General features: G+C 69.9%; 17 protein-coding genes. 7 read left to right on the plus strand and 10 right to left on the minus strand.

Going from position 1 to position 19,298, the window contains the following annotated elements:
- Position 1: 1 nt before the first annotated feature.
- Complete coding sequence (modA, locus tag C8K30_RS11810) at positions 2–781, minus strand: molybdate ABC transporter substrate-binding protein (RefSeq protein WP_108493115.1); 780 nt, start codon at positions 779–781, stop codon at positions 2–4.
- Entirely contained in the window at positions 778–1,182 is a 405-nt protein-coding gene (locus tag C8K30_RS11815; protein WP_108493531.1) for a molybdopterin-binding protein, read from the minus strand. The genes modA and C8K30_RS11815 overlap by 4 nt, the downstream gene beginning before the upstream one ends.
- 233 nt (positions 1,183–1,415) lie before the next feature.
- On the opposite strand from C8K30_RS11815, the gene C8K30_RS11820 reads away from it, so the two are divergent.
- Complete coding sequence (locus C8K30_RS11820; RefSeq protein ID WP_146197440.1) at positions 1,416–2,033, plus strand: hypothetical protein; 618 nt, start codon at positions 1,416–1,418, stop codon at positions 2,031–2,033.
- A 42-nt stretch (positions 2,034–2,075) separates the two neighbouring features.
- Here C8K30_RS11820 and C8K30_RS11825 read toward each other — a convergent pair whose 3' ends face one another.
- From C8K30_RS11825 to C8K30_RS11835, 3 genes are all read right to left on the minus strand, one after another.
- Entirely contained in the window at positions 2,076–4,919 is a 2,844-nt protein-coding gene (locus C8K30_RS11825; protein WP_108493117.1) for a BTAD domain-containing putative transcriptional regulator, read from the minus strand.
- A 117-nt stretch (positions 4,920–5,036) separates the two neighbouring features.
- Positions 5,037–6,251, minus strand: a complete 1,215-nt coding sequence (locus C8K30_RS11830; RefSeq protein ID WP_108493118.1) for an ROK family transcriptional regulator — start codon at positions 6,249–6,251, stop codon at positions 5,037–5,039.
- Positions 6,252–6,442: 191 nt separating this feature from the next.
- Entirely contained in the window at positions 6,443–7,381 is a 939-nt protein-coding gene (locus C8K30_RS11835; protein ID WP_108493119.1) for an NADP-dependent oxidoreductase, read from the minus strand.
- Between the two features lie 123 nt (positions 7,382–7,504).
- Between C8K30_RS11835 and C8K30_RS11840 the strand changes: the two genes are divergently transcribed.
- The gene (locus C8K30_RS11840) at positions 7,505–8,023 is read left to right on the plus strand and encodes a MarR family winged helix-turn-helix transcriptional regulator (protein ID WP_108493120.1); all 519 of its coding nucleotides are present in this window, start codon (positions 7,505–7,507) and stop codon (positions 8,021–8,023) included.
- A 13-nt stretch (positions 8,024–8,036) separates the two neighbouring features.
- Here C8K30_RS11840 and C8K30_RS11845 read toward each other — a convergent pair whose 3' ends face one another.
- Together C8K30_RS11845 and C8K30_RS11850 are read right to left on the minus strand one after the other, a co-directional pair.
- Positions 8,037–9,587: an alpha-N-arabinofuranosidase gene (locus tag C8K30_RS11845; protein ID WP_108493121.1), complete on the minus strand. Its 1,551-nt coding sequence runs from the start codon at positions 9,585–9,587 to the stop codon at positions 8,037–8,039.
- A gap of 106 nt (positions 9,588–9,693) precedes the next feature.
- Positions 9,694–10,683 (minus strand): LacI family DNA-binding transcriptional regulator, encoded by a 990-nt coding sequence (locus C8K30_RS11850; RefSeq protein WP_146197441.1) that lies wholly within the window; start codon positions 10,681–10,683, stop codon positions 9,694–9,696.
- Between the two features lie 212 nt (positions 10,684–10,895).
- Between C8K30_RS11850 and C8K30_RS11855 the strand changes: the two genes are divergently transcribed.
- From C8K30_RS11855 to C8K30_RS11870, 4 genes are read left to right on the plus strand one after another with little or no spacing between them, the layout of a single operon-like run.
- Complete coding sequence (locus tag C8K30_RS11855; protein ID WP_108493123.1) at positions 10,896–12,143, plus strand: ABC transporter substrate-binding protein; 1,248 nt, start codon at positions 10,896–10,898, stop codon at positions 12,141–12,143.
- A 37-nt stretch (positions 12,144–12,180) separates the two neighbouring features.
- Positions 12,181–13,128, plus strand: coding sequence for a carbohydrate ABC transporter permease (locus C8K30_RS11860; protein ID WP_108493124.1), 948 nt, complete (start codon positions 12,181–12,183; stop codon positions 13,126–13,128).
- Positions 13,125–13,949 (plus strand): carbohydrate ABC transporter permease, encoded by an 825-nt coding sequence (locus C8K30_RS11865; protein WP_108493125.1) that lies wholly within the window; start codon positions 13,125–13,127, stop codon positions 13,947–13,949. Before C8K30_RS11860 ends, C8K30_RS11865 begins: the two co-directional genes overlap by 4 nt.
- 4 nt (positions 13,950–13,953) lie before the next feature.
- On the plus strand, positions 13,954–15,861 hold the full coding sequence (locus tag C8K30_RS11870; protein ID WP_108493126.1) for a beta-galactosidase: 1,908 nt from the start codon (positions 13,954–13,956) through the stop codon (positions 15,859–15,861).
- A 42-nt stretch (positions 15,862–15,903) separates the two neighbouring features.
- Here C8K30_RS11870 and C8K30_RS11875 read toward each other — a convergent pair whose 3' ends face one another.
- Positions 15,904–16,869, minus strand: coding sequence for a glycoside hydrolase family 43 protein (locus tag C8K30_RS11875; protein ID WP_108493127.1), 966 nt, complete (start codon positions 16,867–16,869; stop codon positions 15,904–15,906).
- Positions 16,866–17,000, minus strand: a complete 135-nt coding sequence (locus C8K30_RS31620) for a hypothetical protein (protein WP_255415718.1) — start codon at positions 16,998–17,000, stop codon at positions 16,866–16,868. Before C8K30_RS31620 ends, C8K30_RS11875 begins: the two co-directional genes overlap by 4 nt.
- Before the next feature lie 369 nt (positions 17,001–17,369).
- Here C8K30_RS31620 and C8K30_RS11880 point away from each other — a divergent pair, with 369 nt between their 5' ends.
- Complete coding sequence (locus tag C8K30_RS11880) at positions 17,370–18,251, plus strand: hypothetical protein (protein ID WP_233257140.1); 882 nt, start codon at positions 17,370–17,372, stop codon at positions 18,249–18,251.
- Between the two features lie 41 nt (positions 18,252–18,292).
- Here the strand turns inward: C8K30_RS11880 and C8K30_RS11885 are convergent, their stop codons facing one another.
- Positions 18,293–19,279 carry a LacI family DNA-binding transcriptional regulator gene (locus C8K30_RS11885; RefSeq protein WP_158280988.1) on the minus strand — a complete coding sequence of 329 codons (987 nt, stop codon included), beginning with the start codon at positions 19,277–19,279 and terminating at the stop codon, positions 18,293–18,295.
- Positions 19,280–19,298: the final 19 nt, after the last annotated feature.

Genomic DNA, 19,298 nt, shown 5'->3' on the forward strand with positions numbered 1-19,298 from the left:
GTCAGGGTGCCTGCGCGAATCCGGCGTCCTGCAGGATCGACTGCCCGCCCTCGGCCAGGACCAGGTCGACGAACTCCTGAGCCAGGTCCGCGTTCTCGCTGTCCGCGAGCGTCGCGACGGGATAGACGTTCACGGCCGACGACGACTCGGGGAACTCGACTCCCTCGACGTCCTCACCGGCGGCGATCACGTCGGTCACGTACACCAGGCCGGCGTCGGCCTCGCCCGTGGTGACCTTGGCCAGCACGTCGGTGACCGACTGTTCCTCGCTCACCGGCGACAGCTCCACACCCGCGGACTCGGCGACCTTCTGCGTGGCGGCACCGCACGGCACCTCCGGAGCACAGATCACCAGGTTGACGTCGTCGCCGGCCAGGTCGTCCAACCCCTGCACGCCCGCCGGGTTGCCCGGGGGCACCGCGATCTCCAGCGTGTTCGAGGCGAAGGTCACCGGGTCAGCGCCTTCGAGCCCTTCGGCGGTCAGCTTCTCCATGTTGGCCTCGTCAGCGGAGGCGAAGACGTCGGCGGGCGCGCCCTCCTGGAGCTGCGCGACCAGGTCCGACGAGCCCGCGAAGTTGAGCTCGACCTCGACCCCGTCGTGGCTCGCCTCGAACTCCTCCCCGATCTGCTCGAACGTCGCGGTCAGCGACGACGCGGCGTACACGGTCAGGGTGGTGTCCTCGACGCCGGTGCCCTCCGCGCCGTCCGCGCCGTCGGATCCGCATCCGGCGACCGCGGCCAGGACCACCGCCGCCGTCGTGATCGAGACCCTTCGCCTCATGATTCTCCCTTGGTTGTCTCCACGATCACCGTCGTGGACTTGATGACGGCCACCGCGACCGAGCCGAGCTCCAGGCCCAGGTCGCGCACCGCTTCGCTGCTCATGAGGGACACGACCCGGAACGGCCCGCACTGCAGCTCGACCTGGGCCATCACGGCGTCGACCTGGATGTCGGTGACCAGCCCGACGAACCGGTTGCGCGCCGAGCTCGCCATGCCCTTGGGCGGCCCCGGCAGGGTCGCCTGCTGACGGGCGACCTGAGCGACCTCGTACCCGTCGACGACCTTGCGACCCGACTCGTCGCTGCTCTCGGTGAGCAACCCCCGGCTGATCCAGCGGCGCACGGTGTCGTCGCTCACCCCCAGGTAGGCGGCGGCATCCCGAATCCTCATCTGCGGCACGCTGTTGATCTTAGTGGTGAGAACTCGGGTGTTGGAACCCATCGGCTCACGATCTGCGGAACCGCATTGACCCGAACCACTGTCGCACCACTTTTTCTCCACAGCGCGGTGGCACGATCCGGCTGCACCTGGCGGGATCGGTGCCGGCTCGACGGCACCGATCCCGCTGCCCTGTCGCGGCACACCCGGCAAACGGGTGCCCGCCCCAACCATTTTCTTGAGGACAGTCAACAATGAGGCAATCTGTGTGGACCGACCACCTCCGGCGGTCGGTCGTGGCCCTCGGCGCTTGCGGCATCGCCTTCGGGCTCGCCGCCTGCGGCAGCACCGGCGAGACCCCCGAGTCCGCTGAGCCGTCATCGATCAGCGAGTCGTCGGCCGCCGAGTCCCCCGCGGCCGAGCAGGACACGGAAGAGGCAGCCGACACCGAGGAAGGCGACACCGAGGAAGGCGACACCGAGGAAGGCGACGACTCGGACGGCGACGACTCGGACGGCGACGGGACCACGTTCAGCCCCTGCGATCTCGAGACCGATGGGGCCGCGCCCGATTCGAGGCTGGGGTCGCTCGTCGGCGAGTGGACCGCCGTCGGCGAATCCTTCCTCGGCGACTCTGAGGGCCAAGGTTCGCTGCTGTGCATCGACGGCGACGGTGACGTCTCCTACAGCTCCGTCGACGGCGACTGGATCGGTGCGCTCACCGCCGGCGAGGTCCCCGGGGGCGACTTGCAGCTCGAGTCGCTCGACAACCAGGCCCTCACCGAGTGGTTCGTCGGGTACGACTCCGAGCCCGACACGATCGACGTCGGCGAACCCGGCGGCCGCGGCTTCGAATACGCCCGCGTCAAGTAACGACCGGCACGCTCGGAGGCCGCCCGCGAGAGCGGGCGGCCCTCAGGCCGGTGGTCGGCGATCGTCGGACGGCAAGCCGTCGAGCTTGGCCCGCAGCTGTGCCGCGTCGGCGTCGTTGAGCGCCACGTAGATGTCGAGCGCCTGCTGCCAGCTGCTGCGGGCGGCGTCCAGGTCGCCGGTGGTGTGGTGCGTGTCGCCGAGCTTCGCGCAGGTCACGGCTTCGCTGTGTCGCTCGCCCAAGCTCTGGAAGATGCCGATGGCATGCTGGAAGTGGTCGATGGCCTTGGCGTGGTGCCCGAGATGATGGTAGGCGTGGCCGAGACTGTCCGCGGTAGCCGCCTGGCCGAGCCTGGCCCCCGTCAGGGTCATCAGAGTCATCGCCTGCTCGCAGTAACGCAACGCCTGCTGGTGGTCGCCCTCCAGGAAGTGCCACCAACCGATCGAGTTGAGCACATGGGCCTCACCGTCTCGGTGGCCGACCGACCGGTACAGGTCCAGTGCGCGTCGGCCGCACTCGATCGCTTCGACGGTTCGTCCTCGTCGCACCCAGAGGCGGCCTTGCGTATGCCGGGCTTCCGCTTCCCCCGCAGGATCGTCCAGCGCCAGATACAGGGCCAACGCCTCATCCACGAAGGAAAGCGCCTCATCGACACGCCCGAGATGCGTGTTCGCCTGCGCGAGAATACAGCTCAGGCGGGCCTGGGACGGGACGTCTCCGAGCCGCTGGGTGGCCTTCAGTCCCGTCCGCAGGACGTTCACCAGTTCCTGACGGCGCCCTCGATCAAAGTAATCGCGAAGCGTCCAGGCCAGCTGCCAGCAGTGCACGTCGAAACCCCACCCTGCCGCGTACTCGACGGTCGCGACCAGAGTGGACCCCTCGGAGGTGAACCAGGCTCGGGCCGAGAGGGCGTCGTGCACCCGAACGGGCGAAACACCCGATGCCGCCGGGGCGAGGCTGAGGGGATCGCGCGTAGGGGCTATCGACCTTTGGGCCGCGTAGGCCGAGTGCAGGTAGAAGTCCAGCAGCCTGCGGACCGCCTCCGCTCGATCTTCGTGCGGGTCCTCGTTCTCGGCGAGCTCTCCCGCATAGGTGCGCAGCAGGTCGTGGAACGCGTACCTGCCGGGCGCCGGCTCGACGAGCAGGTTGGCGCGGCTGAGCTCGGTGAGCAGCTTGGCGGTGTCCCGCGGTGACGCTCCGGCGATGCTGGCGGCGGCCGCCGTCGGCCAGTCCGGACCGGGGTGGAGGCCGAGCAGCCGGAACAGGCGGGCGGCGTCAGTGGTGAGTGCCCGGTATGACCAGGAGAACACGGCACGGATGTCCGTGCTCTGGTCCGGGTCGGCAAGCGCGTCGAGGCGGCCGCTCGCGTCGCCGAGTCCGGCGGCCAGGGCTGCCAAGGGGAACCGGGGCTCGTCCGCGGCGCGGGCCGCGGCGATCGCGAGGGCAAGGGGCAGACCCGCGCAGGCGTCGATGATCCGGCGGGTGGCGTCGGGTTCGGCGGCCGTCCGGAGCTTGGGGATCCTGGCTTCGAGCAGCGCACGCGACTCCGCCGTGTCCAGCTCCTGGAGGTGCATCGGCTGCGCGCCATGGGCGACGAGGCCCGTGAGCCGGTTCCGGCTGGTGACCAGGACCCGGCACCCGGCAGCACCGGGCAATAGCGGGCGGATCTGGTCGAGTCCGTAGGCGTTGTCCAGCACCACCAGGACGCGCTTGCCCACCAGGAGGCTGCGGTAGAGGGCGGCTCGGGCGTCCAACCCGGGTGGCACCGACGCCGGCGGGGTTCCGAGGGCGTCAAGGAAGTCGCGGAGGACGTCGGTCGGCGCGGTCGGGCGTCCGGCGGGGTCGAAGCCGCGGAGGTTGGCGTAGAGCTGGCCGTCAGGAAACCGATCGGCGACCCGGTGCGCCCACGTCACGGCCAGTGCGGTCTTGCCGACTCCGGCGGTCCCGGTGATCACGGCGACCGTCGTGGCCTGGTGCTCGGGGGCACCGGCGGCGGGCGGCAGCCGGTCCAGCTCGGCGACCTGCGCCGTCCGGCCGGTGAAGTACGGGGCGACAGCAGGCAGCTGCCGAGGAGTCAACGGCGCCGGTCCGCGCCTGGCGGCCGGGGTGGCGCTCCCCTGCGGAGGCACGCGCGCCGGCACCGGGTCCCCGGCAAGGATCAGGCGGTGCAGCTCCTCGACCGGCGCCGAGGGCCTTACCCCCAGCTCCTCGTCCAGGATCCGGTGCAGGCGCCGATACGTCTCGAGCGCCTCGCCCTGGCGTCCGGCGCGGTAGAGACTGAGCATGAGCAGGCGCCACGGCCCCTCTCGGAGCGGGTGCTCGGTGACGAGGGACTCCAGCTCGGCGATCGCACCCGACCCGGTCCCGGACTCCAGCTCCGCGCCGATGCACTCCTCGAGGACCGCGAACCGCAGCTCGTCCAGTGCTCGCGCGCGGCTTCGGATCGCCGCGACCTCGAGGCCGGCAAACGCCGCGCCACGCCACGGGGCCAGCCCTTCGCGGTATGCGCCGGCGGCTGCTGCGAGGTCGCCGTCCTGCAGCGCCCGCCGGCCGCGGGACGCCAGGTCCTCGAAGCGGTCCGCGTCGACCACGCCGTCGGGGACCTCGAGCGTGTAGCCGCCCTTGCGGCCGCGGATGGCTACGTCGCCTCGATCCAGTCGCCGACGAAGCTGGTACGCGTAGGAGCGCAGCGTCGTTGCGGCCTGCGCCGGGGGCTCGCCCGCCCACAGCTGGTCGATCAGCCAGTCGGACTCGACCGATGAGTTCGCCTTGAGCAGCAGGAGCGCCAGCAGCGTCTGCGGCTTGGCGGCCAGCGGTCGCACCGGCTCGTCCGAGATCTGCAGCTCGAACGGGCCCAGGACCCGGAACTCCACCGGATGAACGGGCATCGCACTCCTGTCGGTATCACGATCCGCAGCCCGTGGACCATCCCGCCCTTCGATCCGGGCAGTGGCGCACAGTGTACGAGCACGCCGGACCCCTCCGAGAGAGTCTGTCCCGAGCTCTCAGATCGCGGGCAGCATCCTGGTCGTGACCAGGCCGACGTCTCTCATGAACCGTTCGAGAGCGACGGCGGCGATGCCGGTCATCCCGGGGTCGCTGAGAGACGAGATCTCGATCGCGAGGTCCGCCGCGGCGTCCCCGGGCGACTCCTCGGCGACCCTGCGCCGGACGATCGGCAGCATGCGCTCGCCCAGGAACCGCGCCGTCCAGCCGGACAGGGTGATCACCTCAGGGTTGACGAGCGCGACCAGGTCGGTGAGCGCGGCGCCGAGGTAGTGCGCGGTGCGTTCGACCGTGTCGGCCGCCTCCCGGCCAGGCGATTCCGCGAGGGCCTCCAAGAACCGGCGGCGCCCGGGCTCGGCGGCGAGGGGGTGCCCGGGAGCGATCTCGGCGAGCGTCTGCCGGATGCCGTCGGCGCCGAGGTAGGCCTCGACGCAGCCTCTCCGCCCGCATCGGCACAGGCGCCCGTCGAAGGTGAAGAGGGTGTGGCCCCATTCGCCGGCGGAGTCGGAGGACCCGCGGGTGAGCACGCCGTCCTGCACGATGCCCGCGCCTACACCGATGCCGAGGGTGACGGTAACGATGTTCGTGCGCCGCCGTCCCGCGCCCAGCCACAGCTCGGCCGTCGCCTTCGCCTTGAGCGGGTTCTCGACCACGACCGGCAGTCCGAGGCGGTCGCGCAGGCGATCGAGGTGGAGCCAGATGGCGTTGGGTGCCGCCACGGGCACCTTGACCGGGCGTCGCGTCCCGCCGGGCAGGAGGATCCCGACACCGAGCACGTCGTCCCGGTTCGCCCGGGCGCGCTCCAGGGCGGCGCCCAGCACGCGTTCGATCCCGTGGATGACCGTATCGGCGTCATCGAGGCCCTCGTCGATGGTCGCCTCGGCCAACGCCAGCTCGCCGAGCTCCGCGTCGTACACCTTCGCCGCGAGGTAGGCCTCTTCCACGTCAACGTAGACGCCGACGACGCGGCCCCGGTCGGCATTGGGTCGCAGACCGGTCGTCGGCCGCCCGATAGACCCGCCCACCTGGCCCGTCTCCGTGATGATGCCGTGCTTGAGAAGGTCGCTCACGACGGTCGAGACCGTCCCGATGCTCAGACCCGTGTCCTCTGCCAGCCTGTTGCGCGTCGACTCGCCCGCGGCCAGCAGTGCGCGCATGACGGTGAGCCGCGACTCGCTGCGGATGTCGCGAGAGGTACGCCGATTCACAGCCATGACCGTTCCCAAGATCTCTGCCCGCTGCTCCGGGAGCTGGTTGCCACACGCAGGACGCATCTGGTCGCCCACAGTAACGCCCAGGACTGAGCCTGTTTCAACCTGATTGAGGTCCCTACGGTGCGGCACGCCGCGAGCCCGCCCATCCTCGGCGGGACGGACGGGCCCGCGGCCGTGGCGAGGCCGGGCGGTCAGACGGCGGGCGGGACGACCACGACCTTGCCGTGGACCTGTCCCGCGTCGGCCTGCTGGTGGATAGTGGGCAGCTCGCTCAACGGCACGCGCCGGGCGATCTCCACGTGCAGGTCGCCGCTGTCGACGAGTGCGACCAGGCGCGAGAGCACGTCGGCCTCGGGGTGGAGGAAGATCGTGACCGCGCGCACGCCGCGGCCCTCGTCGCCGGGCGTGGTCACGGTCGGTGTCGTGGAGACGACGACGCCGCCGTCGCGGACCCGGGGCACCAGGGCGGCGAATCCGTCGGGGGTGATCGGGGCCAGGTTGAGCAGCACGTCGACGGGCTCGGTCACCGCGTCGAGCACCGAGGTGGTCGTGTGGTCGATGACCTCGTCCGCACCGGCCGCCTTGACGACCTGCTCGCTGCGCGGGCTCGCGGTGGCGATGACGTACGCGCCGGCACGCCTGGCGAGCTGCACGGCGTACCCGCCCACCGGGCCGCCCGCACCATTGATCAGCACCCGCTGACCGGCCTGGAGCCCGCCGGCCTCGAACAGCGCCTGCGAGGCTGTGAGCCCCACCGACGGCAGCCCGGCGGCGTCGGCCAGCGGGATGCGCGTCGGGGCCGCCACCAGGTCGGCAGCCGGGGCGACGACGTACTGCGCCGCCGAGCCGTCGGCGATCATCGGGATGAAGCCGACGACGTCCTGGCCCACGGTGAGGCCGTCCACCCCGTCGCCGAGCGCGTCGATCGTGCCGGAGACGTCGTAGCCCGGGACGTGCGGCAGCGTCACCGGGAACGGCAGGAAGCCGCCACGGATGCCGCCGTCGGCCGGGTTGAACGCCGACCCGGCAACCCGGACGCGCACCTCGCCGGCGCCGGGGACCGGCAGGTCGGCGTCCTCGTAACGCAGAACCCCGGCGCCGCCCGTCTCGTGGAACCGAACTGCCTTCATGATGTCGCTCCCTTCAGCAAGTGCTTCGGATTCGAAGCAACTGCGGAGCACGCTAGCACTGCTTCGAATTGGGAGCAAGTGCTTCGAGTTGGAAGCATCGGCGGGCCTGGCTAGGCTGGAGACGTGACCTCGACGCCATCGCCTCTGGATGCAACGCAGCTGGGCGCCTACTTCGCCCTCATCGAGGCGAGCAGCCTGCTCAAGCACGCTGTCGAGCAGCAGCTGCGGGAGGCCGGGGACCTCAGCTACGTGCAGTTCCAGCTCCTGGCCACCCTCGGCGACTCCCCGACCGGCAGCCGGCGGATGACCGATCTGGCCGACGGCGTCGTCTACAGCCGCAGCGGACTGACCTACCAGGCCCAGACGCTGGAGAAGCGGGGCCTCGTGACCAGGTCGCAGTCCTCCGATGACGAGCGCGGCGTCACCGTCACCATCACCGACGGGGGACGCGCCGTGCTCGCGGAGGTCTTCCCCGGTCACGTCGCCGTCCTCGACGACCTGCTGTTCGCCGCGCTGTCCCGCGCCGACATCGAGACACTCGCCGACGTCCTCGCCCGTGCCCGAGACCACATGCGTCAGACCCCGCCGCGGTCAGCACAGCCACGGCGCCGCAAGAGGACGACGGCGGCGAACCAGCCCTGAGAGGCTGCAGCCTCTACATCGCCGGCGGGCGACACGTCGCCGCAGCCCACGAGACCGGCGGCAGCGTCATCGTGAGAAGACCGTCGTGCAGGCTTGCGTCCGCGAGCGGTCGTAGCGTGACGCGGTCGGGAGCCTCGCGCGTGTTGGCTGCTGCGAGGTCGCCGTCGTGCAGGTACAGCGCCTGCTCGAGCGTCGACGCGCCGGCGGAGCGGAGGTCGACGGTGACGGTCACGGCGGAGCTGAGATCTCGGTTGACGGCGAAGACCGTGGTACCGGTCTCGTCCGTTGTGGCGACGGCGTCCACGGTCGCCACCTCGCCCAGGCGCTCGTGCGAGTAGGTCCCCGAGGTGACTCTCGTGGTGAGCACCTGACCCCGCGCGAGTCGCGCGGTCGCGGCGAACGGGTGAAAGATCGTCTGCCTCCACGCCGGCCCGCCGGGCTCGGTCATGATCGGCGCGATCACGTTCACGAGCTGTGCCAGGTTGGCGCTGGTCAGCCGGTCCGCGTGCCGCAGGAGCGTGATGAGGAGGCTGCCGACGACCACCGCGTCCACGACGGTGTACACGTCCTCGAGCTGGCGCGCGGCCGTGGGCCACTCGCGGTTCGCGAGCCGGGCGGCGTCGTCTCGCTCGGCCTCGGTGGGCGGCCTGCCCTGGTACCAGACGTTCCACTCGTCGAGCGACACCGGGATCGTTCGCCGGGACCGGCGGCGGTGGCGCACATGGTCGATCGTCGCGTAGACGCCGGCAAGCTGGTCGTCGAGGTCCGCACCCGCGGCGAGGAAGCCCGTAAGGTCCCCGTCACGCGGCTGGAAGTACGCGTGATACGAGAGATGGCCCACCTCGTCCCAGGTGTGCTCCAGGACGACCCGGTCCCACTCCAGATAGGTCGGGCTGCCGATCCAGGACGAGCCGCAGACCGCGAGCTCGAGGCGGGGATCGACCTTGTGCAGCGCGCGAGCGACCCGCAGCGCGAGCCGCCCGTACTCGTCGGCGTCCAGCGCTCCGATCTGCCAGTCGCCGTCCATCTCGTTGCCGAGAAACCAGAGTGCTACGCCGTACGGGTCGGGATGGCCGTGGCTCGCCCGGAGGTCGGCCAGCGTGGAGCCGGGCGGACCGTTCACGTACTCCACCAGGTCGAGCGCCTGCTCGAGCCCACGTGTCCCGAGGTTCACCGCGAGCATGAGCTCGAGGTCGAGCCGCTCCGCCCAGCGGGCGATCTCATCGGTGCCGACCGCGTTCGTCTCGGTGCCGAGCCACGCGAGCTCGCGACGGACCGGTCGGCTCGAGCTCGGGCCGACGCCGTCCTCCCAGCGATATCCGGACACCTGGTTACCGCCCGGGTACCGCACAGCGGTGACTCCGAGCTCACGGACGAGCGCCGCCACGTCGCCGCGGAAGCCGTGCTCGTCCGCGGTCGGGTGCGTCGGCTCGTAGAGACCCGTGTAGACGCCGCGCGCGGCCTGCTCGACGAACGCCCCGAAGATGCGCCGGTGGACCGGCCCGATCGGAGCGTCGGCGTGCACCGTCACAAATGCGTTCGACGGTGAGGACTGCAGCGACATCGGCTTCCTTTCGGGGTGACACGCGGCCGAGAACCATGCAATAGAGAATTGCTGCGTGAGCGCTCACGCAGACCTTAGGGTCGGACTTCTCAACTGTCAACGCCGCTCAGGCAGTGCCACGCCACAAGGGCCGGGGCGTGATCGACAGGCGTTCACCATCGCGCGACTCGCCGGACAGAATGCGGTCGATCAGCCCTGCGGTCACCGTGGCGAGCTCCGTGTCCACGATGGCAAGACTCGAGAGCGCGGGGTACGTGACGGCTCCCAGCGAGATGCCGTCGATGCCGACGATGCGGACGTCGCCCGGCACCGCGATGTCCGCCTCGTGAGCCGCGACCAGAGCACCCATGGCCATCAGGTCGCTGAAGGCGATCACCGTGTCGGTCTCGGGATGCTCGGCGACGAGTCGGCGGAAACCGTCGATTCCGGCGTCGACAGACTGGAAGCCCGCATCGCAGACGACTACCGAGCCCTTCGAGAGCTCGTCGACGTGACGACCGTAGGCCAGGCGGCGCGACGACGGCTCGTACAGCGCGCCCGTCGCGTGGCTCTCCAGGAGCCCGAACCGGCGGCTTCCCCGCGCGCGCAGGCCTTCGACGAGTGCCGCCAGTCCTCGATCGAAGTCGATCGCCACCGAGTGCAGCGCGGGATGAGTGGCCTCCTCGCCGATCAGCACCACCGGTACGCCTCGGGCGGCAGCCGCGATCTCGGACTCGTTCCCGGACAAGTAGCCGACAATGACGTCGACGTCCTGCGAGATCCGGCGCAGGAGCTCGTCCTGCGGCGCCTGCTCGTGCGACAGCACGGTCATCTGCCAGCCGCGCGCGGCGGCGGTCCCGAGGAGCTCGGCCGTCAGCTCGGTGTAATAGGGGTTGCGGAAGGAGTCGACGACGAACCCGATCGCGCGCGCCTTGCTGGAGCGTGCGAGGTTGGCGGCGAACCGGCTCGGGCGGTAGCCGAGCCGCTCACTCGCCTCGAGCACCTTGCTGCGCGTCTTCTCGCTGATGCGAGGCATGCCGTTCATCGCGCGCGTGACCGTCGTCCGTGAGACGCCGGCCTCGGCCGCGATGTCCTCGATGGTGACGCGCTGATCCACGAACCCCCCACTCGTCGGAACAGCTCCGTGCCGCACGGTCGCCGCCCGGAAATGAGCCGTCGCCCGCGCCAGTGGTGAATCGGGGCGCCTGGATCATACATTCACGGATGCGTGAGCGCTCACATGCCACTTGCGTGAGCGCTCACGCATCGCCTAACATCGGGGCCGTTGAATGACAGGTGACGTAAGTCACCACGGACAAAGGAGTTCCGATGGCACGACAGCATCCGTACCTGGCCTCCGGCCTGGCTCTCGCGATGTCCTTCTCGCTCACGGCCTGTGCCGGGGCGTCCGACGACAACGCTGACGGGACGACGACCCTCACGTTCCTGTCGTGGGTGGACGAGGAGCGCTTCGGTCCGGTCGTCGAGGCATTCGAGGCCGACCACCCGGAGATCGACATCGAGATGACGTTCACGCCGCCGGTGAACGAGTACGTCCAGGCGCTCCAGACGCAGGTGCTCTCCGGTACCGCTCCCGACGTGTTCCTCATCGCCGCGGAGAACAAGACGAACCTCATCGACGGCGGCCACGTCGTCGACCTGTCGGGCGAGGACTTCGTCAAGAACGTCGAGCCGTTCAACCTGGAGACCTACGGCCGGGACGGCGCGTACTACGGGCTCTCGCTCGCCTCGTGGGCCGGGGGCTACGTCTACAACGAGGACCTCCTCGCCGAGGCCGGCTACGACGGTGTGCCGGAGACCTGGGACGAGTTCCTCCGCATGTGCGAGAAGCTGAAGGACGCCGGCATCACCCCCTTCCTGGAGCCGGCGGACGGCATCCCGTTCACGATGGCCGCGTGGCTCGGAGCAAAGACCGAAGGCATGGATCCGACGCTGGACCAGCAGATCTTCTCCGGCGCGTCCTCGTTCGAGGAGGAGTGGACTCCCCTGCTGGAGGAGTACAACCGGCTCTTCGAGGACGACGTCATGACCCGAGACGTTGTTGGTCTCGACGGCCAGATGGTCCTGGACGAGTTCACCGCTGGACGCCTCGCGGTGATGCCTGCCGGTGGGTGGACCGTCTCGTCGATCCTCGAGGCCGCACCCGAGATGAGCTGGAGCTTTGCCCAGATCCCCGGCGTCGACGGTCGTGAGCCGTACGCGGCCGGCGCCGCAAGCCCTGGGTACGCCATCAACTCCGCCTCGGACCAGGAGCACCAGGAGGCGGCGAAGGTCTTCCTCGCGTGGCTGGCCTCGCCCGAGGGCACCGAGCTCATCTTCGAGCAGACCGGTGACGTCACGGTGACGAGCGACTTCGAGCCGCAGGTCGACCCCCACTTCGAGCCGCTCGTCGACAACATCCGTAGCGGTCGGATCTACCTGCCCATGATTGCGTGGGAGCGGTCAGAAGACGTGCTGAACGTCGAGGCGATCGCACAGCTCCAGCGGATGGTCACGGGAGAGATCACACCGCGGCAGATGGCGTCCGCTCTCGACGCGAAGCTCGCGGCTTCCTGAGTCCGATCGTGCGGACTTACACGGAAGGTGTGATCGCATGAGCGCGATCGTCGTGAGCAAGGCACACGACGCCGCCACCCGACCTGCGAAGCGTCGCAGGTCGGGTGGCGGGTGGAAGCAGATAGCGGTGAACCAGGCATTTCTCCTGCCGCTCGGCGCCGCGTTCGTCTTCCTCGTCGTCATCCCCCTCGGGCAGACGTTCTACTGGAGCCTGACGGACTTCACCGGTTACGACCCGGACGCCAGCTTCATCGGTCTGGCCAACTACGCCAGCATCCTCAAGGACCCGTCCATGCTGGCCGGCCTGGGGTTCACGCTGCTGTACGCCGTCGCGACGACGGCAGTCATCACGGTCCTGGCGATCTCGCTCGCCGTGCAGCTCAACAAGGTCTTCGCGGGCCGCAACTTCGTGCGTTCGGTGTGGTTCTTCCCGGCTGTCCCCTCGATGGCGATCCTCGGCCTCGTGTGGCGGTACATCTTCTCGCCACTCGAGTCGGGCGTGATCAACTCGGTCCTCGCCAAGCTCGGGATCGCGCCGGTCGGCTGGCTCTCCGACGACGGGCTTGCCCGGTTCGCGGTCGTCGTCGTCGGGGTGTGGGCGGCCACCGGGTGGCATGCGGTGCTCTACACCGCGTACCTGCAGTCGATCCCCGAGGAGTACTACGAGGTGGCGAAGATCGACGGGGCCAGCCCACGGCAGCAGTTCTTCGGCATCACGCTGCCCCTGCTCACGCCGGCGATCGTCATCAGCACGTTCCTCCTCATGACGGGCGGGCTCAAGGTCTTCGACCTGCCTTATGCGCTCACCGGCGGCGGCCCAGGGTTCGCCACGCAGACGATCACGCAGTCGATCATCATCGCCGGCGTGAGCCAGGGGCGTTCCGGAATGGCCTCGGCGCTAGCGGTCCTCTTCACCATCGCAGTCGCCGCGCTGACGTTCGGGCAGCTCCGGCTCACCCGTGCACTCGAGCGGAGGCTCTCATGACCAGTCCACTGTGGCGCCGAATCGGTCTGAGCGCCTGGATGATCCTGTTGGCGTGCGTCATCGGGATCCCCCTCTACTACATCGTCGTCAACACGCTCAAGACGCAGTCCGAGATGGTCGCGAACCCGCTGGCGCTGCCGACGGGTCTGTTTCTCGACAACTACCGGGAGGTCCTCGCCAGTCCGAGACTCTTCCGCTCGTTCGGGAACACGGTCTACGTGACTGCCGTGTCGGTGGCGGCGCAGCTGGTCACGGGTTCGCTCGCAGCCTTCGCGATGCTCATCTGGACGTCCCGCTGGAACCGCATCGTCGGAAACCTCTTCCTCCTGGCCTTCGTGGTTCCCGGGCAGGCGACCCTGATACCCCTGTACCGCACGCTTGTGGGGCTCGAGCTCGTCGACGATCTCAACGGCCTCGTCCTGATGTACATGGGCGGCGCGATCTTCTGCTACTTCCTCATCCAGGGGTACATGCGCACGCTGCCGTTCGAGGTCATCGAGGCGGCACGCCTCGACGGTGCCGGATCGCTGCGGATCTTCTGGCACATCGCACTGCCGCTGATCAAGCCCATCCTCGTGACCGTCGGGATCTTCCAGACGATGGGGGTCTGGAACGACTTCCTCATCCCGACGGTGTTCATCTCCAGCCCGGACAACCGCACCGTCGTGCTCCAGGTGTTCAACGCGGTGTCCGAGTTCGCGACCGACTGGCCGATGTTCATGACCGTCTCCGTCGTAGCGCTCATCCCCATGGTGATCTTCTTCGTGCTCACCCAGCGCCACATCGTCAACGGGCTCCTCGCGGGCAGCGTGAAGGGATAGCGGAATGTATTTCGGAGGCGACTACAACCCCGAGCAGTGGCCCGAGGAGGTGTGGGACGACGACGTGCGCCTCATGCGCGAGGCGCACGTGAACCTCGTCAGCGTGGGCATCTTCGCCTGGGCGCGGCTGCAGCCCGACGAGGGCGAGTTCGACCTCGGCTGGCTGGACCGGCTCCTGGACAAGCTCCACGCCGGCGGCATCGCCGTCGACCTGGCGACCGCTACCGCGTCACCGCCGGCCTGGCTGGTGCGCCGGTACCCCGACGTCCTGCCGGTCACCGAGACCGGCACCGTGCTCGGCCCGGGCAGCCGCCAGCACTACGCCCCGACCTCGCCCGACTACCGGCGTCTGGCCGCCGAGCTGGTGACCGCGCTCGGCCGCCGCTACGCGGACCACCCCGCGGTCGCGATGTGGCACGTCAACAACGAGTACGCCTGCCATGTGCGCGCCGACTTCTCCGAGCACGCCGCCCGCGCCTTCCGCACCTGGCTCGCCGACCGCTACGGCGACATCGACGCGCTCAACGAGGCCTGGGGCACCGCCGTCTGGTCCCTGCACTACGACGGCTTCGACGACGTCCGGCCGCCGCGGGCCTCCCCGACCACCCAGAACCCCTCGCTCGTCCTCGACTGGCGCCGGTTCACCTCCGACTCGGTCCTCGAGCTCTACCGGATGGAACGCGACGCCCTCCGCGCCGCCGGCGCGACCCAGCCGATCACCACGAACTTCATGGGCGCCTTCCCGGCGATGAACTACTGGGACTGGGCGGCCGAGGTGGACCTCGTCTCCCACGACGGCTATCCCGACCCGCGTGATCCCGAGGCGTTCCGGCACGCCGCCTTCGCGGCCGACCTCATGCGCTCATTGCGCCCCGGCCGCCCGTGGCTGCTCATGGAGCAGGCCCCCAACGCGGTCCAGTGGCGACCCAGCAACGCCGCCAAGGCGCCGGGCCAGATGGCCGCCTGGAGCGAGCAGGCCGTCGCCCGCGGCGCGGACGGCATCCTCTACTTCCAGTGGCGCCAGTCCCGCAGCGGTGCTGAGAAGTTCCACTCGGCGATGCTCCCCCACTCCGGTACGCGCTCGCGCACCTGGAAGGAGATCGTCGAGCTCGGCGGCGCGCTCGAGCAAAGGGACGCGGCCTGCCCACCGCGGGGCGACGTCGCCGTCGTGTTCGACTGGGAGAACTGGTGGGCGCTCACCCAGGTCGACCTCCCGGCGGACGTCGACTACCAGGCCGAGGTCTTCGCCTGGTACCGGGCGCTGCACGCGCGCCACGTCCAGGTGAGCTTCGTCCGCGCGGGCGACGACCTCTCCGGCTACCGCCTGGTCATCGCCCCCGCCCTGTACCTGCTCACCGAGGACGGCGCCGCATCGCTCGAGCAGTTCGTCGGATCCGGCGGCACGCTGGTCACGACCGCCTTCACCGACGTCGTCGACGAGAACGATCGCTTCCGCCCCGGCGGCTACGGCCGCCAGCTCGCCGACGTCCTCGGCGGCGAGCCCGTCGACTTCTTCGGTGTGCTTCCCGAAGACGGGCGTAGCGCCCGCGGGCTCGACGGCGAACCCCTCGCGGTCATCACGATGGTCGAGGACTTCGAGCTTCACGACGGCGAAGCTCTCGCCCGCACCGGTGAGGGCGAGCCGGTGCTGGTCCGCCACCACTACGGCTCGGGCACATCGCTGCACCTCGCCTGCTTCACCGACCGGTCCGGCATCGACCAGGTTCTGGACCGGGCCACCGCGACGGCCGGCGTGCGGCCCGTCGTCGGCGGCCTGGACCCCACGGTCGAGGCCGTCACCACTGCCCGCGGCGTCACCCTCATCAACCAGTCGCGGCGGCCCACCTCCGTCACGACCCCGGACGCGGCATTCGAGCTGTCCCCCTATGAGGTCCGCCACCTGATCGCCTGACCCCACCGAACCGGCCCTGCGCGGGGTCGTCGGGCTCCGGTGTCAGCCGTGCTGCTCCGCCTCGAGGCGCTCCCACTCCGCGCGCGTGAGCGGTAGCACTCCCCCGTGCTTGGTCCCGGGCCGCAGGGTGAACCGATCCGGCGGCACCCTCGTCCAGCCGCCCGAGAGGATGTCGTCGGTCTCCATCGCGAAGTACCCCTGGGGCCTCTGGGAGTACTGGTCCAGGAAGAGGTACCAGCGCGCCGCGCGGCGATCCCGGATGATGATCGGCGCCTCGACGTCGCCGTACTGGTCCGCGCCGATCCTGGACGCCACCATGCGGTAGTCGTCCGAGAACAGGCTCGTCCCAACCTCCTGGTAGACCCGCAGGCTGCCCGCCGCGCGGTCCTCGTCCTTGCTGATGCGTACGACGTAGCCGTCGTCCTGGAGCACCGCGGTGTCGATGATGTCGCGGTCGGCGTCCACGAGGACCTGCGCCGGCGAGAACGTGTGGAAGTCGCGCGTTCGCGCGAACAGGATCCGGCTGTAGGACTCCCCGAGGTGCTCGGGGTCGTCCGGGCCGTACAGCCGGGACGACCAGAACACGATCGCCTCGCCGGTCTCGGCGTCGGTGGTGACCTCTGGCGCCCAGGCCATCCCCGCGGTCGGAGGCGCCACCTCGACGAGCCGCGGCGGGCTCCACGCGAGCAGGTCGGCCGAGTCCCACACCACGATGCGGCGACTGCCGTGCCGCACCCAGCTCGCCCAGTCGCCGTCACCATCCTCGACGCGCAGATCGGTCGCCAGGATGTGATATCGACCAGCCGCATCTCGCGCCAGGACCGGGTCGCGCACACCTCGGGTACCGACGGTGCTCTCGAGGATCGGCTCGCCGCCGAAGAGCGGGCGCCAGCGCAACGGGTCGTCGCCCACGGTCAGCGACAGATAGATGCGCTCGCCCCCAGGCTCGTCACGGAAGTGGACCAGCAGATAGCCGAATGGCTCGTCGGCGGGTCCCTCCTCGCTCATGAGCCCGCTCCGACGGGTGCCGAGGCGACGACCGCCACCGTGAAGGACCACGGCGGAAGGTCGACCTTCGCGGCCCCTTCCGCTACGTCGATGCCCGGCGCGGCCTCGACCACGATGTCGACTCGTTCCACGGAATGACCCTTCTGCTCGTGCCTGTGCGCGACGGCTCGCCTCCGCGGACACAGCTCGTCCGGGAAGATGCTAGACGCTGCGTGAGCGCTCACACAATGTCGCCCGATGGCCGGCGGGTCGTCGCCGGACGCCGGTGGACGGGTGCTCCACTCACGCGACAGTCGGTATTATCGTCCACGCGCGTGAGCGTTCACGCACGAGAAGGCTCGCAGATCCGGCGGCTTGTGCCGGGCCCCTCGGTGGCCTTCTGACGCTCGACGAGATGAGGACCTTCGATGGCGAAGCACACGAATGGCGACGCGACCCGCCGACCGGCACCGTCTCCGCTCTTTCGCGACCCCGTCTACGACGGTGCCGCGGATCCGACCGTGATCTGGAACCGCGCGAAGCGCGAGTGGTGGATGTTCTACACGAACCGGCGCGCGTGGTCGCCCCCGATCGACGACGTGTCCTGGGTGCACGGCACCGACATCGGCATCGCTATCTCACGGGACGGCGGGACGAGCTGGCTGTACCGGGGAATCGCGCGGGGACTCGGGATCGAGCCCGGCCGGCACACCTACTGGGCGCCCGAGGTCCTCGACGACGGCGAGACCTACCACATGTACGTGAGCGTCCTCGAGGGTGTGCCGACCCGGTGGGAGGGCCACGACGCGACGATCCGCCACTACACGAGCGGCGACCTCGTCGACTGGCGGTTCGAGTCCGCGCTCGAGCTGGGCTCGCCGGACGTCATCGATGCGTGCGTCTTCCCGCTCCCCGAGGGCGGCTTCCGCATGTGGTTCAAGGACAGGGGGCACACGTACGCCGCGGACAGCCCCGACCTGTATCGCTGGCAGGCCAAGGGCCCTGCGGTGGAGATCTCCGTGCACGAGGGCCCGAACGTGTTCGCGCTCGGTGGCGCCTACTGGATGCTCGTCGACGAGTGGGCCGGCCTTCGTGTGCTGCGCTCGGACGACCTCGAGACCTGGCACGCCCAGGGCCGAATCCTCGACGTCTCGGGCAACCGCGAGGACGATCGCGGCTACGGCCTGCACGCGGATGTCGTCGTGGTCGGGGACGACGCCTACGTCTTCTACTTCACGCACCCGGGACGTGAGCCCGGGCAACCCGTCCGGGACGACCTGTTCGAGCATCGCCGCTCGTCGGTCCAGGTCGCGCGCGCCCGGGTCATCGAGGGTCGGCTGGTATGCGATCGGGATGCGGTCCTGGCGGGACCCTTCCTCCCGACGGACGGACCGCGGCCGTGACCTTCACCAGGACCCCGCCTGTACCTCGCAGCGGCCGCGGATCAGGCGGACTCCCGCCAGATGACGCTCGGAACGGAGCGCCGCCGCTCGAAGCCACCGTCGGCTCCGCCCAGCGCCTTCTCGAGGACGTCCGCGACCTGCCCGGTGAGCTCTGAGCCCAGGATCGCGAGGCTGGTGAGCGCGGGGACCGTGGCGGCGCCGAGCGACAGGCCGTCGATGCCCACGATCTTCACGCGACCTGGCACCTCGATCCCCTGGCGATGGGCGGCGCGCAGCGCACCCATCGCCATCAGGTCGCTGAACGCGATGACGGTGTCCGTGTCGGGGTGGCGTTCGATCAGGGAGTCGAAACCGAGCTCGCCGGCGGCGACAGACTGTACCGGCGCCTCGCAGACGACGACGGCCTTCGCCGACGCGGGATCCACGGTGCTCTCGTACGCCTCCCGCCGGCTGCTCGGGACGTACGCCGTGCCGGCCGGCTGGCTCTCCAGCAACCCGAACCGCCGCGCACCCCGAGCCCTGAGGCCGGCGACGAGGTCGCCGAACGCGCTCGCGAAGTCGAAGTCGATCGAGTGGAGGCCGTCCGCGGTCACCGTGCGATCGATCAGCACCAGCGGCACCCCGCGGGCCGCAGAGACCAGGGCGGCCTCGTCGGGCTCGCTGATATAACCGACGATCGCGTCGACCTCGCTGGCGAGGCGGCTGATGAGCTTGAGCTCGTTCTCGTGCGAGGAGATCGTCATCTGCCAGCCGCGCTCCGACGCGGCGTCCAGCAGATCTGCGGTCAGCTCGGAGTAGTACGGGTTCCGGAAGGAGTCGACGACGAACGCGACCGTCTTGGCCTTGCTCGACCGGGCGAGGTTCGAGGCGAATCGGTTCGGGCGATAGCCAAGCCGCTCGCCGGCTTCGAGGACGCGCGCTCGGGTCTCCTCGCTGATGCGGGGCATCCCGTTCATCGCGCGGGTCACGGTCTGGCGTGAGACGCCGGCCGCGCGGGCAATGTCCTCGATCGTCACACGCTGCTGCATGCCGACCATTATCTCCGTG

This window comes from Promicromonospora sp. AC04 (assembly GCF_003058225.1).
Taxonomy (GTDB): domain Bacteria; phylum Actinomycetota; class Actinomycetes; order Actinomycetales; family Cellulomonadaceae; genus Promicromonospora.